Origin of the sequence: Microbulbifer echini (genome assembly GCF_041447225.1) — a bacterium.
Classification (GTDB): domain Bacteria; phylum Pseudomonadota; class Gammaproteobacteria; order Pseudomonadales; family Cellvibrionaceae; genus Microbulbifer; species Microbulbifer echini.
In genome coordinates, this window is the sequence record NZ_JBGMEL010000024.1 from 1 (window position 1) to 16,220 (window position 16,220).

13 protein-coding genes are annotated in these 16,220 nt (G+C 51.6%); 4 read left to right on the forward strand and 9 right to left on the reverse strand.

Annotated features, from left to right (window positions below):
* The 4 genes from ACCI51_RS17725 to ACCI51_RS17740 all read right to left on the reverse strand — a co-directional run.
* Positions 1-186: type II 3-dehydroquinate dehydratase (locus tag ACCI51_RS17725; protein ID WP_371844752.1), on the reverse strand; the 186-nt coding region annotated here is incomplete at its 3' end.
* Positions 187-716: 530 nt separating this feature from the next.
* Positions 717-1,130: a putative signal transducing protein gene (locus ACCI51_RS17730; RefSeq protein ID WP_371844753.1), complete on the reverse strand. Its 414-nt coding sequence runs from the start codon at positions 1,128-1,130 to the stop codon at positions 717-719.
* Positions 1,131-1,173: 43 nt separating this feature from the next.
* Complete coding sequence (locus tag ACCI51_RS17735; protein WP_299587074.1) at positions 1,174-1,560, reverse strand: hypothetical protein; 387 nt, start codon at positions 1,558-1,560, stop codon at positions 1,174-1,176.
* 140 nt (positions 1,561-1,700) lie between these two features.
* Positions 1,701-1,979: a hypothetical protein gene (locus ACCI51_RS17740; RefSeq protein WP_371844754.1), complete on the reverse strand. Its 279-nt coding sequence runs from the start codon at positions 1,977-1,979 to the stop codon at positions 1,701-1,703.
* 619 nt (positions 1,980-2,598) lie between these two features.
* Between ACCI51_RS17740 and ACCI51_RS17745 the strand changes: the two genes are divergently transcribed.
* Positions 2,599-3,150 carry a hypothetical protein gene (locus ACCI51_RS17745; protein ID WP_371844756.1) on the forward strand — a complete coding sequence of 184 codons (552 nt, stop codon included), beginning with the start codon at positions 2,599-2,601 and terminating at the stop codon, positions 3,148-3,150.
* Between the two features lie 39 nt (positions 3,151-3,189).
* Here ACCI51_RS17745 and ACCI51_RS17750 read toward each other — a convergent pair whose 3' ends face one another.
* From ACCI51_RS17750 to ACCI51_RS17770, 5 genes are all read right to left on the reverse strand, one after another.
* Positions 3,190-4,164 (reverse strand): UDP-glucose 4-epimerase family protein, encoded by a 975-nt coding sequence (locus ACCI51_RS17750; RefSeq protein WP_371844757.1) that lies wholly within the window; start codon positions 4,162-4,164, stop codon positions 3,190-3,192.
* Between the two features lie 985 nt (positions 4,165-5,149).
* Complete coding sequence (locus ACCI51_RS17755; protein ID WP_371844758.1) at positions 5,150-5,428, reverse strand: hypothetical protein; 279 nt, start codon at positions 5,426-5,428, stop codon at positions 5,150-5,152.
* Positions 5,429-5,546: 118 nt separating this feature from the next.
* On the reverse strand, positions 5,547-9,230 hold the full coding sequence (locus tag ACCI51_RS17760) for an efflux RND transporter permease subunit (RefSeq protein ID WP_371844759.1): 3,684 nt from the start codon (positions 9,228-9,230) through the stop codon (positions 5,547-5,549).
* A gap of 18 nt (positions 9,231-9,248) precedes the next feature.
* Complete coding sequence (locus tag ACCI51_RS17765; RefSeq protein ID WP_371844761.1) at positions 9,249-10,277, reverse strand: efflux RND transporter periplasmic adaptor subunit; 1,029 nt, start codon at positions 10,275-10,277, stop codon at positions 9,249-9,251.
* Between the two features lie 80 nt (positions 10,278-10,357).
* A complete protein-coding gene (locus ACCI51_RS17770) occupies positions 10,358-11,680 on the reverse strand; it encodes a TolC family protein (RefSeq protein ID WP_371844762.1) in 1,323 nt (440 codons plus the stop codon).
* A 313-nt stretch (positions 11,681-11,993) separates the two neighbouring features.
* Between ACCI51_RS17770 and ACCI51_RS17775 the strand changes: the two genes are divergently transcribed.
* The 3 genes from ACCI51_RS17775 to ACCI51_RS17785 are packed head-to-tail and all read left to right on the forward strand — an operon-like array spanning position 11,994 to position 16,215.
* Positions 11,994-12,701: a TVP38/TMEM64 family protein gene (locus tag ACCI51_RS17775; protein WP_299587092.1), complete on the forward strand. Its 708-nt coding sequence runs from the start codon at positions 11,994-11,996 to the stop codon at positions 12,699-12,701.
* Entirely contained in the window at positions 12,701-14,944 is a 2,244-nt protein-coding gene (locus ACCI51_RS17780; RefSeq protein ID WP_299587094.1) for a hypothetical protein, read from the forward strand. Before ACCI51_RS17775 ends, ACCI51_RS17780 begins: the two co-directional genes overlap by 1 nt.
* Positions 14,941-16,215, forward strand: coding sequence for a glycosyltransferase (locus ACCI51_RS17785; RefSeq protein ID WP_371844764.1), 1,275 nt, complete (start codon positions 14,941-14,943; stop codon positions 16,213-16,215). Before ACCI51_RS17780 ends, ACCI51_RS17785 begins: the two co-directional genes overlap by 4 nt.
* Positions 16,216-16,220: the final 5 nt, after the last annotated feature.

The window sequence follows — 16,220 nt, forward strand, 5'->3', positions numbered from 1 at the left end:
ATAAATTCGGTTGATCGCCTCCCCTTCTACGTTCGTGTAGAAGATATCCAAGTCATATCCGAGTTGCTCCGAATGGGAGCGAAGATGCATATCGAGGTCGGCAGCCGAAGTAGTGCCGTAAATGTGTGGCTCACGTTTCCCCAAATAGCTGAGATTTGCTCCTTGTACCAAGAGGATCTTTGTCATCTAACTGCTCCGTACTGTCGCTGGCATAGCCCACGCAAGCGCCTAATACTTGGATGGGGCCTGTTTGAGCTATGTAACCTCGCTCGCTTGAATCAGGCCTGAGCTATACAACGGGCCCGACTTGAAGTTCGACTTGGGTCCCTACATAACGCCTCAATCGACCGGCGCGTCATAGGTCGGTTGAATTGACTTGCTAGCTGTGCTTTTTTTGCAATGCGCTCAACTTCTTCCCAGTCGGTTATACTTACAGTAAATAGCCAATTTTTCTCTATTACACGGAACCATCCAACGTCCCGTATCATCGCTCCCACAATAACACCTAAAGCAAAAGCTAATAAACCACTCCCATAATCCAGTAACATAAACCCTAGAATACAAACATTATACTTCTATAGATAAACCTCCTCTTCATCGCTGACACTGAAGCTTCAAGAGTAACTCCCGTCACTTTTTGGATGAAAAGCTTTTTGGCTTGATCATTCTCCTTCGTAAGCTTACCTACAGTTAACGTCCCGCGGAGGGCCGGAGCTTTACTGCCTGCGATTGTTAATTTTTTTGAAGTGGCCACAGTTCTTACACTTTACTCCGTGCTGATAAAAAAACAGCGGCATCCCCAAAAGCAGAAAGACCAGAAACGCGGGCTTTTTCCCCTTGGTAAAGGGCTCTAGATTTGTTGAGGAGCAGCGCTCGCATTTTCTTTTTCCCCTGCCGCCTAATGCTTGATCCACAAGTGCGGAACGATCCTGATTCAAGATATCTCTGGCTTCATCAACATCGGTTTCCGTAACCTGAAGCCTTACGCCACCCATAGCATCAGAATATAGCCATTGCATATTTATTGTATGTTCATCTGCAATGAAAGCCTCTATTCCCTCAGACTCAAGTCTCGCCTTCGCAATCTGTGCTTCATATGGAAATGAGAATCTAGCGATGGTTACTAGCATGCTGACTCCTTGGAACTTAACGCCCGCCGAACAGGCGAGCAACTTATTGCGAGTCCAGCGCACTACTGGCACTGACATGAAACGGTTCCCCCATAACCTCAACCACCTCTGGAACAGGAAAGTTGTTGCCACAACAGTCTATTTCTATGTATTCAATCATCCCTGATTCTCCAGAGAAAATTAGGATTTCTAACGTTTTACCTTTTTCTACAAGATTAAAGTTTGCTTCAAAAAAAACACCATACTTACCTGGAGCGGCAATCCCTTTAGTAGAAGCCGGGACGAGAACCTTGAAGCTATTACATCCGCACTGACAGAACTCAGTAAACACAGCTTTATCGAGGTGATTCTTTAGCGCTTGTACATCAGGGAACTGACACCTCTCTAAAATGAAGTTAATCCAATCCCGTGCCCTATGCTCGTTATTCATTGGCTCTCTAACCTTCGTATTTGCGACTGGTTTGGAGTGCAGCGGAAAACCTGCCCGCCAACCTGCACTAATATGGTGTTTGGCACTGATCCAATTTTTTTACACTCAACGATTAGGCTCTTTACGAGTTTCTTTCCATCTTAACTTAGCAATTTGTTATGTTTTTCCGGTTGGAACAAATAAGGGGACCCTATAACATCTATCGCCAAACACTTTAATCGTACCGCTTCCAAATCTGGATTCTCGATCTTACAGGATTCAAAATAGTCCCGCGCCTCCCAATCAATTTTGTCGCCATGCCAACTCTCTAAAAGTTCAATTACCTCATTGGCAGATAGACTGACAGGCTTATTGTTTTGACGTCTGAAAAGCACAATCAGAACCACAACTAAAACGCTGAGCAATAAGATGTACTTCATAGTATTTGACACCTAACATTTATATATAGTGGTCATAATGACTACTACTTACTTCGCCACTATTTCTGATCGAAATTTACGCCAACACACCATCTTCTTCCACTAAATCAAAACCTTACAGCCATTTAGCACTAGAGAACCAACTGGGAAAGCGATTATCATGGCCACTATCCACAACTTTCGCCATCCGCGCAGCCAGCTTATTTTAAAACGCTTTTTGGTAAGTTTTGGCAAATCAGGGAAATAACAATCACCGTGAGCGAAAACCAGTTGGCAAGCTGCCTACTTTAAGAATGGCGATACTACTAGATGGCTTGGCTATCCCAATACATCCCACTGATGCCCCCAACACCTGCCTCACCTCACCGGCTAAATTCGCACTGACATCCCCAGTAATCTCAAGCGGTGTTACCTCCGATTGATGGCTGGTGACCCACTTCGCACTTGCCAAGTATGTCAAATATTGTTTGGCTCTAGGAATTATATGTTCAATTTTTATGCTGCATTATTTTCTGAGCGCCCCGCCCAGATGCTTAAAAAAGCGGCTCAATTCCTGCACGAGCAGCCAAATATGAGATACTCCCCCTTTATAAAATCTCTATCGCAGCAGGAAAGGTATATGACCAAGCTCGCAATCGCCCTGATAGCTATCCTTGTAGCCGGATGTAGTGCGACGACAAGCCTTACGCAGAAAAGCGTCGCAGAAGTGCGGCAGGCCGTGACGATACAAAATGATGCGAAGAGCCCGGTTATTGAGTATAGCGGACCTCCGATGCAGGCCACCACCGACGGTTCAGACCACAACCTGTACTACTACAATCTTCGAGCTGTTGAGAGCAGGGATGGTGGGAGTATTCAATACCGGTTGCATATCGATATCACTTACCGGGAAGACTGGCGTAACTATGAGTTGGCGTCATTTCGCGGCGGGCACCAGGTTGATGTAACTCAGGTCGATAAAAAAGTCCTCAACTGTGCTAGCTCAATCAGCTGTATGCTTGAAGAAACAGTTGAGGTCACCCTGCAAGAAGATCAGATAACCAGCGCGCTCGAGCGCCGCGATAACCTCCGAGTAAAACTTAAGGCAAAATCCGGGCACCGCTCAGTGGTCGAAGTTTCCAGCTCTTATCTGATGGGCTTTTACGCTGCGATTGTAAACCGTCAAGGCTAAGGTATAGAGGGCCGGAGCGGCAGTCCCGTTTCGCGGCCTTTAACCATCCAGGCGGTTATTTTCGACCGCCACCGTTTGGTATTCTAACTGGGCCTCTGCGGTCTTTGCCAAGCCTTCTTCAACAGTTACCGCTGGCTTCCAGCCCAGCAATTCCTTGGTTTTCACGATATCCACCTGTAAAGAACCACATAACCGATCGGCCACCGCCCTCTTCCCAAACAAGGAAAGCATAAACACCAAAACAGATTTTGGCACGGGCAATAGCCGAGCGCGGCATTGTAGGGCTGTGGACAGACAAGTTAACAGCTCAGTGATCGACATATCCCTATCATCAGAAACAAGGAAGATCTGGTTTTTGGCCTTGGGATGGTCAATACAAACCGTGATCAAGTCGATCAAATTATAAACAGAAACCAAGCTGCGTCGATTTTCAATAGAGCCTAGTGGCAATGGGATACCTTTCTGCAACCAAACCATCATGGATTGAAAGTTGGCTTTTACCCCAGGGCCATAAACCAAGGGTGGGCGGATTATCACCACTTCCAACCCCGTCTCTTCGGCAAGTGCCAGCAGCGCATCTTCAGCTTCCTTCTTGGAAACAGCATAGGGGTCTTCTGGGTGGCAATCGTCTAAAGCGGAAAACGAGCTTTGGCCCGCTGTGGACTCTCCATTCACCTTGATAGAGCTTAAGAAAATAAATCTTTTCACTCCGGACGCGGCGGCCTGCTGAGCAAGCTGGAGTGTGCCATCCACGTTGACTTTGCGGAACTCAGCCAGGGGATCGGTTGCGCTTTCCTGCATGACATGGACACGCGCTGCCGTATGGATCACCACGCTAACCCCCTCCAGGGCAGCACTCCAGTCTATCTGTGCATCTAATCCCTGTATCTGGAAGCCTCCCTCCACCGGCTGGCGATACACTGGTAGTACCTTATAGCCTTTATCTCTTAAGGCTGGTAATAGTGTACACCCCACAAACCCGCTGGCGCCGGTTAGTAACACACGCTCTTCCACAAAGATCACTCATTTCAAAAAATAGTAATTGGCCGATAGTCTACAGATGGACAGGTATCGAGTCACTGGTACTTACTGTTGCCAAACAGCGTAGGGGGTGAAGATCCACTTACTGGGCGACCAGGCTACGATTTAGACTGAGCAAGATATAGCGCAGTTTGTAGGCTTTTACTCTTCTCTCTCATTCTGCAGATCACAGTGCCGTCTTTGATTCCTCTCCGCATTTTTTAATCTAGCCCTGACATTTTCAAATGCCCGCTTATGAGGTGCAGCCGTTTCTGCATTGCCCCACTTAACCTCCCATTTCTCACGGGCTTCGAGGCAGTCCTTCGCTTGACGGTATTGCCACTGAGCCACGGCGCAAGGTGTTAACCTCTGCGGGGCTCGGCGATCGCAAATACGGTGGTATCTTTTGCGGGCCATAGTTGCCTTAAAATCATGCTCAGTCACGGCATCAAAGTGGCGAATAGGCAGCGGCTGCGCCCTTGGTGAGGTTGAGATATCCCAGGCAATTGTCCTAAATAATACGATCCCCAGAAGTTCGCCGGAAGCATACTGGTAAGGGGTTTTACCTACTGACCATATAAAGGTTTGAGAGACCAGCTCTCTGTTTATAGCCGGAAGCCCTCCGCTAGAGGCACTGCTACCACGAGAAGTGCTATTGCTATAAGTGCCACTAGAGGAACTATAGAAAAGGAGCCCCAAAATCGAGCCGTCGCTTCGGCGCCGATCCGGGCCCATAGCCGCATCAAGGCCTCCAACAGCCCTGGAGTGAACTTCAGCAGCCGTATGAAGAGAAGTCAAAACTACAAGCAGCATCAGGCTGAACAAGCCAAATAGCATCTCAAATCTACCGCTTCTCTGAGTAGCTCGCATAAATCGGCCCTGGTGAGTTGCAATGTCGACCTTCTCAGTCAAATGCTGATAAACCGGCACACTAGTGTAGTATGCCGTACTGTAGTCTCCCACAGAGTCTCAGGGGCAGTTAAAGGTGCTTTTGCAGCTCTTTTTGACTTAACACCGGAGCAATCCAGATTTCCGCCCCCAGAGCAGAGAAAAATTTTTTATTAAAAGTCATTACATGATACTGACGCTTCTGCTTGAGAACAAAAATAGCGGCGCGCTTGCCATCCTCAAGGTAGAAACAGGAGGATTCCGGGTTAGCTGAGGTGATTAAATCTTTAAATACACTGGGCATCGATTTGTCGGTTATCGCATTGTTTTCACTCTTAACGGGCATCAATACCTTCATTAATAGCCGCATCTGATTTCCTGTCATTACTGATTAAGGTTATCGGATGCAAACAGAATCAGTGCTCGGAAAACTGAACGAAGTGAAATCACTATTTTTCCTTTGAGAGTATATTCCCGTTAAAACTGGCTTAAGCCTTTATCAGGTTATTATCATCCTCCTGATCGGGTGTTTTCTCTTGCCAATGAATCCACTTCAAGTCCACCACCATGATGGTGTAGAGCACAGGCACTAACATTAAGGTTCCACAGGTTGCCAAAATTAAACCGCCTATCTGCGCAAAACACAGCGGCTGCCAAAGGGGACCACCGTGGATAGCCAGGGGCACCAAGGCGCAGGTAGTGGCAGCGATGGTAATCAGGATCGGGCGCAGGCGTAAAATTCCCGCATCTAATAGGGCTTCCCGGAACGGATCTCCGGCCGCATGTCGAACTTCAATGAAATCAAATAGAACAATAATATGGCTCACTATCACCCCCACCAAGCTAACAATCCCTAAAAAGGCCATAAAACCAAAAGGCTGCCCGGTAACAAACAGAGCCGTCAATGCTCCGACCATTCCGAGTGGTACTGTGGCAAACACCACCAATGGTTTTAACAGGTTGCTGAACTGAAATACCAGGGCCAGGAAAATAGCGCCGGAAGAAACACCAAGAATCATTAACAGTTGCGAGAAACCGTGTTTTGAATTCGCTGCATCACCAGAGGCTTGTAACTGGTAGCCACTGGGTAAGGTCTTTTGCAGGGCCTCCAGTTCATTTTTTATATCCCCCATAATATCTGAGGAAATATATCCACTATAAGGATAGGCAAATACGGTAATGGTTCGAAATTTCTCCAACCGCCGAATTCTTTCTGTCCTAAAGTCTATCCTCGTAGTGGCCACTTGCTCTAATGGAACCCTTACTTCACTATCGGAGGCAAACACATACAGATTATTAATATCCTCCAATTGCCCTCGCTGATCCAGTCGCAAGCGGGCCACTATTGGTATTTCCTTATCGCCCTGGCGCAAGGTGGCTACCTCAGTACCGTTAATGCCTGTTGAAGAAGACAGCGCGATATCCGCATTAGTAACTCCAGACATGGCTGCTCGATCCTCAAGAACATTCATGTATAGGGTTAAGCTTTCATCGCCCCAATTCTCACGTACAGTGCGCGCATACGGGGACGTCTGTACGATATGTTTTACCTTTTGCGCAATCTGGCGCAGGATGGCGATATCCTTCATTTCCTCTTCGGAACCGGTCGTGACACGCCCAGACACACGAATTTCAAAGGGGTAATCTACCGGTGTAGTCTGCAATTGACGCACATCCAGGTCGGCGCCAGGGATATTTTTACTGAGGGCCTGCTGAATAATTGGCACCAATTCCGGTGTCAGATTCTTGTTACTAAGCCGAATAATAATCTGGCCATAGTTGGCCTGCTGGGGGCGGGGATTCACGGTATACCAAAATCGTGGAGCTCCCCCACCCACCGTAGTACTGAGTGCTTGCAGGATTGACTCTCCCGAGTTATCGCCATTTTCTTTTTGATATTTTTCAATCGCCTGCCGAATCACCTGCTCTGCCAGCTTGGTAACACTATCAGTGGCATCAATGCTCGCATCATTTTGCAACCACACATCCACATAGGAAAGATACTGTATATCATCGGGGAAGAAGGCATTCTTTAGCAGAGCTTTTAGTGTAAATCCGCCTGCTATCACAACCACAAAAGCTAAAAGTACAAATTTTCGATGATCTATCGCCCAGCTCGCTGTCCGATAGTAATACCCAGTAAGACCATGTTTCCGCCTTTCCTCCAAACTTGCTTCGTTGCGTTTTGGGGGACGTAAAATGAGATTACCGATGAAGGGGAGAAAGGTCATGGATACGATACGTGAAGCAATCAGCGCGCAGGCCATAACCACCGGCAAGCTGTGCAGGAAGTCACCTTGATTACCGGTTAATAGCAAGAACGGTAGATAGGCCACTACATTGGTGAGCGTTGCGAAGAAAATAGCCTTGGCGAGCAAGGTTGGTCCGAGCCAGGCGGCAATAAACGAGGGTTTGCCCGCAGCCATCTGCCGCTTAATTGCATCCCCTGCCACAACCGGGTCATCCACCAAAAGCCCCAGGGCAATAATGAGCGCGGCGATAGAAACCTGCTGAATATCCACACCCAAGAACTGAATAAAACCAAAGGTCATCGCCAGGGTTATCGGGATAGAGATCATTAACAGAACGGCAGAGCGCCAATCTGAAAACCCTATAAAGGCAACAATTACTACAAGAATAATGGCTTCAATCAGCGCCTCAATAAAAAGTCCGACACTTTCCCTTACTTGCCGGGGCTGATCTGAAACCCGCTCAATAATTAAATCTGGTGGTAAGTCAGCATGGACCTGCTCCAGTAGTTGAGTGAGTACTTTGCCCAGCTTACCGATCTGCTCCCCATCGCGCATTTGTACTGATAAATTAATACTGCGATGGCGATGCCATGTGCCATCCTTGGATCGGTTGACATAATAATTCAGCAGCTCTGGCGGCGACTCATAACCCATCGATACATCCAACACCCCACGCAAATAAACTGGTGTGCCCTCTTTACTAAGATTGATAGGCACATCACCAATTTCCTCATAGTTGCTAAAGTCCCCACTGGGAAATATTGCAACATCCATATCCTCCACCGTCAGGGTACCGCCGGGGATTGTTGTATTACGCGCGTTTAATATTGGGGCGATCATATCCGGGCGCAGGCCATATGAGGCGAGCCGCTCCTGGGAGTAGATCAAATCGACTTGCTGCTGTAAAACCCCGGAGCGCAGTACCCGTTTAACCTGGGGAAGTGTGCGAATATTTGCAGCGATCAAATCGGTAAAATCATCCAACTGCCGATAACTATATTTTGCTCCTGCTACTGCCGCCAATCGCTCGCGAGTTTCAGTAATATCCCGCACGATAAATGGCTTCCAGGCATCGGGAAAGAACTTCTGTGCGCTGAGCCGGTCATTGAGAAAGCGCCTTTCCGCGAACATCAGCTCTTCATCCGTTTTATCCGAGGTAAAATCCACGCCAATGTAGCCGGGACCGGTCAGCACTTTAGGCGCGATGCCATAACCCTCCTCCTCAATCCAGTGGGAAAACACACGAAAAGCCGCCATCGCATTTGCACCATGCACTGCCAGTGGCAGCGCCACCATAATGCTCACACGCTGCTCCAGCCCCTGGCGTTTATATTCGGCACGCACCTCGGTTATTGCCTCACGAATATTCTCCGCTCTGAGACTTATTTCAGTAGCGTCTGCCCGTGGGCTGGCCACCGCTAAAAGTACGGCGGCCGTATCGCCAAACTCAGTATTAAATTGTGTGGGTTCTGTACCTGTTGGTAACTGGCCCTGGGCATCAATCAACTTTAAATTGATGTCATTGAATGCCTTGGTAACATCTGTGTGGGGTGCTAGCTGGGTTTGTACAATGGATACACCATCGAGCGTGAGGGACTTTATAGCGAAAGAGCGGGCATCTGGCTGGTATAGGTATTCGCTCTGGGCAATTGCATCCTCTATCTGGCGTGTTACCAGTTCCTCTACCTTAATAGCGCTCTGTCCAGGCCATTTGGTGGTCGCCGTTGCTATACGTACGGGAATATTCGGATCTTTACTCTTGGGCATCGCAAGGTAGGAGATAAGTCCCCAAAACATGACGCCCACCAGTAATGCCCAGGAAATAGAGGGATTATCGACAAAAAAACGGGCGGTATTGAAGCGGTGTTCACTCTCCGCCTCCAAAATTTCCTCTCTGGTTTTTTCATCCTTATCCACCATCGATATTCCCTTGGGACATTAGGGCACTATCCTCACCGCTTGACCGTCCTGCAACTGTGCCGCGCCATTGGATACTATCCGCTCTCCCACCGTAAGCCCTTGTAAAACCACAATACGATTACCAATTACCGGGCCAGGAATCACTCTCCGCACTTTTGCCCGTAAGACTTTTTGGTCGATTTGCAAAACAAAAACTGCAAAGCCCTCCCCTCCATTGGAGTGCGTCACCAAGCAGGACAAAGGGATAACTATACGATTGCGGATTGCTTTGCCCCGCTCCAGTAGGAGACTCATAACCATGCCCGTTTTCAGCAGAGCATCAGGGTTGGGGACAGTCACAGTAATAGCGAAAACTCTGGTGCGCTCTTCAGCCTCGGGCGAAATCTCGGTGACCTGACCGGTAAATACCTTTCCCGGCATAGATTCAGTACGCATAGACAGTACACTGCCCAGCTTGATATAGCTCAACACCACATCGGGCACGGTGAACACCACCTTAACGCGGGCCGTATCGGCAACCACAAATCCCACAGTGTCTTTATGCACCAGGGTGCCGACTTCAATTTTTCGTTGCAGAATTACGCCGGTAAGAGGGGAGCGAAGCACCGTATCATTCAGGTTCTCTTTCGCATGATCCAGGCGCGCTTTGGAGCCAACAACCGCTGCCTGGGATATCTCATACTCCTCCCTGGCGGCATCGTAATCCGGTGCGGTGATACTTGCGGTGGCGAACAGGGCCGAGGCCCGCTTGTAATCCAGGTCCGCCTTGCGCCGGGCAGCCTCGGTCTTGCTCACATTTGCGGCGGCCTCCACCACTTTATCCCGATACTGTTCATCATTGACTATTGCCAGTGGCTCGCCCCGAATCACAATGTCCCCGCCCTGGAGTATTCGTACCTCATCCAGGGCCTTACGAGTGGGTATTTCATCGATATAGCCCTCTGTGCGAAAGGCCACATTCACTTGGGTATAGGGATTCACCACAGCTGAATACGGATAGCCCTCAACACCAGATTCGATGCGCGCTATCGCCGCCTGTACTGGCACAGGGTTTCTTCCAGGAGGTTCACTTTGGCAAGCGCTAAGCATGAACGAAAACAACAGCGGGAGCAGTAAGCGGAGCACCACTACACCTCCCCAACCGCTTTTTCATATTCAGCGAGAGCCCCCCAAACAGAAAGCACCGCTTTGTTGTAATCACTATTGGCGCGGTCCAGCTGAGTTTCCGTCTCAAGTACATTCGTGAGAAGTGTCGTCTGCTCCCGATAGCGGTTGATCATCACACGCAACTTTTCCCGGTATGCAGCTTGTAGCCCTCTAGCCACCCCCACCGATTCCTGTGCGGTGCGCAACTTGCGCAGGCTGTCGCGCACCTCGATTTCAATTTGATTGCGCACCTCGCCCATTTTGACTTCGGCCCCGGCAATCTTACTTGCCCGACTGGACAGCTCGTCGCGCTTGCGCCCCCAGTCAAAAAACTCCCAGCGCATGTCCAAAGCAACAAAAATTTCTGCGTCGGGAATAAGGCTTACGTCATACAGTTTGAGGTAGCTGAAGTGAAGATCCACATCGGGTATGTACTCCGACTTTTTCACGTCGTAGCTGTATTCGGCCTTCTCGATAGCCAATTGCGACTCAATAAAGTCGGCGCGCTGCTCAAAAGCCAGTAAGAGGGATTCATTGGTGTCATAGACCAACTGATGGGGAACGGGAAGGTGCTCGATGCTAAACGGTGTCTCCACATCACGCCCGAGCAACGCGTTGAGCCGCTCCTTAGCCGTGATCATCTCGTCAACACGCCGCTGACGCTCCAATCTGCGCTGCGCCAGCCTGGCGCGTACATCCAGTAATTCGTACTCCAGAGCCACCTGTTGATCAACGTAATTACCCACCAGGTCACTAAGGGCACTCAAAAACAGGATGGACTCATCGATCGCCTGTAAATCGCCGATAATCCGACCTACCTGGAAGTACTGCAATTTCACCAGATAAGCTACGTCTTGCTGGGTCCAGCGCACTTTTTGCACCGCCATCTCAGTGGTGACATAGCCTTCACAAATTTCCAGGGCAATGGTGTAAAGGCGGGTCAAAGGCTGACGCGCACTGACAGAGACAATCTTTGTCGTCCCCTCCTCTGTGGTGATCTCCACATTGTCTGGCGGTATTGGTCCTATTTCAGAATCGGGAACAAGGCTACCCTCAGGAAAGGTGTAACTCTGGGTGGTGAGATTATGATTGATGGCGGCATCCAGCTCGAGCCGGGGATAGCGGCGGGTCTTCAGTGCTTCGACCATATCTCCTGCCTCATCCACTTCCAGTGCCGCGCCCTGCACCCGCAGATTGGTCCTGATTGCCGTTTGTACCGCCTCACTGAGGGGCAGCACCGGCTCGGGGACAGAGCTCCAGGCAGCACCCATTAATATCCATATTGCGAACCCGCCTTTGAACAACGATCACCCCTAGCTGGCAACAGCACACACCCGCTCAATGTATAAATATTTAAGATCAGATAAGTATATGTGCTTCGCGCCCCTGGCTATGCCGGGGAGCCTATCCCAACGCCAACGGATAATTTCCTTCCTTTATTTCTATTTCTGATAACCCTTCTAACCCTTGCCCTACCCACCAGTGATCTTAGAGCACCCCTCCCCCAGCAAAACGCGGCAAAGGCGCCAGCGTGAAGTTTCACCTGCCCATTTCCATTAGCTAGGCTAATAACTGGCGGCGATCAAAACCGTTTGTTGTTGGTTCCTGAGCAGTTCTATGGCGGTGAAGTTCCTCCCGGTAATTGTGATTCTAATTTGCTTGATCGCCCTGGCTGGGGCGCTCAGTCTGCTGCTCTATTTCGATCTGGATGAACGGTTGATCGAACTGTTCCAGTGGCTCAATGATCGGGGCTGGCAGACCAGCCTGCTGTTTGTATTGATTGTGGCGGCGGCAATCGTGCTCTTGCTGCCGGGCGTTATTTTCACCATGGGGGCCGGGTTCGTCTTCGGAGTGGTTAAAGGCACCCTATTGGTACTGGGGGGAACCGTTCTCGGCGCTACCCTAGCCTTCTTGATCGCCCGCTATTTACTCGGAGAAAGGCCATCGCGCTGGATTATGTCTCATATCAAACCCGCTACCGTGGGTGAAGTGATCCGGCGCGAGGGCTGGCAGATGATCATGCTCACCCGCCTGGTACCGCTGTTTCCCTTCAAACTCTCCAATTATTTCTTTGGCTTGACACCGGTGCGCCTGCGCGACTTTGTTCTGGGAAATGCGCTGGGAGTCATTCCCATTACGCTGAACAATGTGTACGTGGGCTCTATCGCCGCAGACCTGACCTCCCTGGGCGAAGTGGAAGAGCGCACTACCGTACAGTGGGCTCTGTACATCATGGGTTTCGTACTCGCGGTACTTGCCCTCATCGGCCTAACACGTATGGCGCGACGCGCTCTTAAGAAAATCGTGAAAGAAGAGGACCTCTGATGCCCTGGATGAAATGGCTACCGTGGCGCTTCTTCGTACGCCGATTCGCCACGGCCCACGGTTTCCTCGACCCCTTGACACTCATGGCGCGCCTGCAACGCTTTGCCGAGCCCTCCGAGGTCAGTGAACCCATCGAGCTTCTGCGCGCCGGAGCGGTGTTTCACGCCCGCGCGCTGATCAACAGCAAGGTAATCCAGCACAACCTGGACTGGGTCTGGCCCTACTGGATTCAACGCCAGTTTGATCCACTCGATAAGTCGTTTATCCCCCGTGCTTTCTCCATTACCCATTGCAACCTCAGCCATCGTAACTGGACCGCCGTAGGTCTGCCGGACTGCGAGGCTCTGCCGGTGATTGATCCCCGCGGGATGGTCACGCCTCACTACGATGGCTGGTCTATCGATGCCTGGGTGATCGGTAATGCCGGCGAGGAGCTGACTCCCGCCTCCCTCGCCTACTGCGAGCAGCACCAGGAACTGGGCAACAACCTGGCCGTAGTCACAGAGTCGGCCCACAGGGGACTGAAACTGCGCAACCAAGTGCAGGTAGAGGCATCGCGGGGCACGCCCCACTGCCATATCCACCTCACCGCCAGCTGTAGGGACAGTGGCTGGCTGCTGGTGGTACTGCGCCCCTGTAATCCCGAGGGGGTCAGCTTTGTGCATAAAGTGCGCTTGGGTGACGATGGGAAATCCTGGCTGATCGAGGATCAACCGGCGGTGACATTTAGCCAACCCATTGATAAGCACCTGGCATCGGATTATCGCGGTGGGGATATCTATCTACATCTGAAAGACGAAACCGGCAGCATGCAAGGCGAATGCGATGTGGGTATGGCCACGGCGGCCGCCATGTTTCGACTGGAGCGACACAAACCCCTGAAGTTGGATGTTTCTATCCCCTTGAGTTCCGAGACCGACAAAGACACCGTGGTCAAAAGTTGGAAAGAGAGCCTGTCTGGGCACTGTGCGCTCAAGGTGCCGGACCGGGATTTTCAATTCCTCTACGACTCGGCCATTCACACCCTGATACTCCACTCGCCCAAAGATGTGTACCCCGGCCCCTATACCTATAAGCGATTTTGGTTCCGCGATGCCGCATTTATGATCCAGTCGCTTCTCTACGCCGGGCTGATAGACCGGGCGGAGCGGGCCCTGGACCAGTTCCCCCATCGACAGAAGCGCGACGGTTTCTTTCACTCCCAGGACGGTGAGTGGGACTCCAACGGCGAGGCCCTGTGGATCTTCAACCTGTTCTGTCAGCTGGCCAACAAACCCCTCAAACAGCTCTGGTGCGAGCCAATACTGAAGGGTGCCCGCTGGATCATCAACAAACGTCTGCCCGAAGACGGCAGCCGCTGTGCAGGCCTGCTACCGGCGGGCTTCAGTGCCGAACATTTAGGCCCCAACGACTGCTATTACTGGGATGATTTTTGGGGGGTGGCCGGGTTGCACGCCGCGGCCGACATCTGTATCAGGGAAGGTATCGACGATAACGCGCACCGATTCAACACCGCCGCCAATGATTTCCAGCGCACCATCGACGAGAGCCTCAGTACAGCCCAGACAAAGACCGGCCGCGCGGCCATGCCGGCCTCACCCAACCGGCGCCTGGATGCAGGGGCCATTGGATCCGTAGTCGCTGGCTACCCACTGCAACTCTACCCGCCGGATGACCCCCGCCTCACCGACCTCGCCGACTACCTGATCGACAACTGTTTTGTCGGCGGCGGATTTTTTCAAGACATGATTCACTCCGGCATCAACGCCTATCTCACCCTGCACATCGCCCAGGTGCTGCTGCGCGCCGGCGATAGACGCTGCCTGGAATTGATGCGTAATGTTGCCAAGCTAGCCTCCCCCACGGGACAGTGGCCCGAGGCTATCCACCCCCACTCCCTGGGCGGTTGCATGGGTGATGGACAACATGCCTGGGCAGCTGCGGAGTGGATTGCGATGCAGCGCAACTGCTTTGTGCGGGAGGAACAGGACGCACTGGTTCTTGTCTCAGGATTACCGCCAGAGTGGCTTAAAGATTCATCCGCCAAGGAGCCAATTCGTTTTGGCCCGGCGCCAACCCGCTTTGGGGTGATTTCACTGGAAATTACACCCGGAACCCACCCCAAAGTATCCTGGACGGCAGACTGGTATGGAAAGCCACCGGCCATTGCGATTAACCCCATCGGCTTTCCACCCACCCTGGTTGGCGAGGGGCTACAGTCTGTGGAGTTAAGATCTCAGTGAATATTGTCATGCTGACCAACACCTATCTGCCCCACGTCGGCGGCGTGGCGCACTCGGTCGCTGCATTCAGTGAGGAATACCGCAAGCGCGGTCACAAAGTGTTGATCGTCGCCCCGGAGTTTCCGGAAAAAATTGCTGGCGAACGCCATGTTGTACGCATCCACGCCATCCAGAACTTTAATGGCAGCGACTTCTCCGTGGCCTTGCCTTTCTCCCCAGATTTGAGCGATCGCCTGGACCAGTTCAAGCCGGATATCGTCCATGCCCACCACCCCTTTCTTCTCGGCATGACCGCTTTGCGGGTGGCGCGACAGCGGGAACTGCCCCTGGTATTTACCCACCACACACTCTATGAACACTACACCCACTATGTACCCGCCGACTCACAAGTACTGAAACGCTTTGTGGTTGAGCTCGCCACCCGTTATGCCAACTTAGCCAACCTGGTATTGGCGCCCAGTCTCAGTATTGTCAAACTGCTGCGTGAGCGAGGGGTTAAGACCCCCATCGCCGAAGTACCTACCGGTGTTCAGCTGGAAGATTACAGCAATGGTGACGGTAACAGGGTGCGCCGCCGCCTGGGTATCCCCCGATCGGCCTTTGTAGTGGGCCACCTCGGGCGTTTCGGGCAGGAGAAAAATCTGCGTTTTCTCTGCAATGCGGTCGCCCGATTTATGCGGGATAACGAAAACACCCATTTCCTCTTTGCCGGTAGCGGCCCACTCGAAGATGAGCTACAGGCCATCTTTGCCAGTCGCGGCTTGTCCCAGCGGCTGCATATGCCCGGGGCGGTGCTCGGCGAAGCCCGCCGAGATATGTACAGTGCCATGGATACGTTTGTCTTCGCCTCCACCAGCGAAACCCAGGGACTGGTACTCTCCGAAGCCATGGCTGGCGGCGTGCCGGTTATTGCCCTGGATGCCAACGGTTCGCGAGAAATGGTGCGCGACGGTAAAAATGGCCGGCTAGTGGGAGCGGTAAACCTGGATGACTTTATTGAGGCTATCCGCTGGCTCTACCAGCTGCCCACGGAGCGGCGCCGAGCCCTCAACCGCGAGGCCCTTAGCACAGCACAGGATTTTTCCTTGTACAGTTGTGCCCAACGGGCGCTCGACCTCTATCAACCTCTGCTGAAATATGGCTGGGCGATGGATGACTCGCTTTTCGCCCAGTGGTTGCGTATGCGCAACCTGGTCGGCGCCCAGTGGGAAATTCTCGAAGGGCTGACAGGGGCTGCCGGCGCGGCATTCAGCCAAGCGTCGGAGCAGTAAGAACA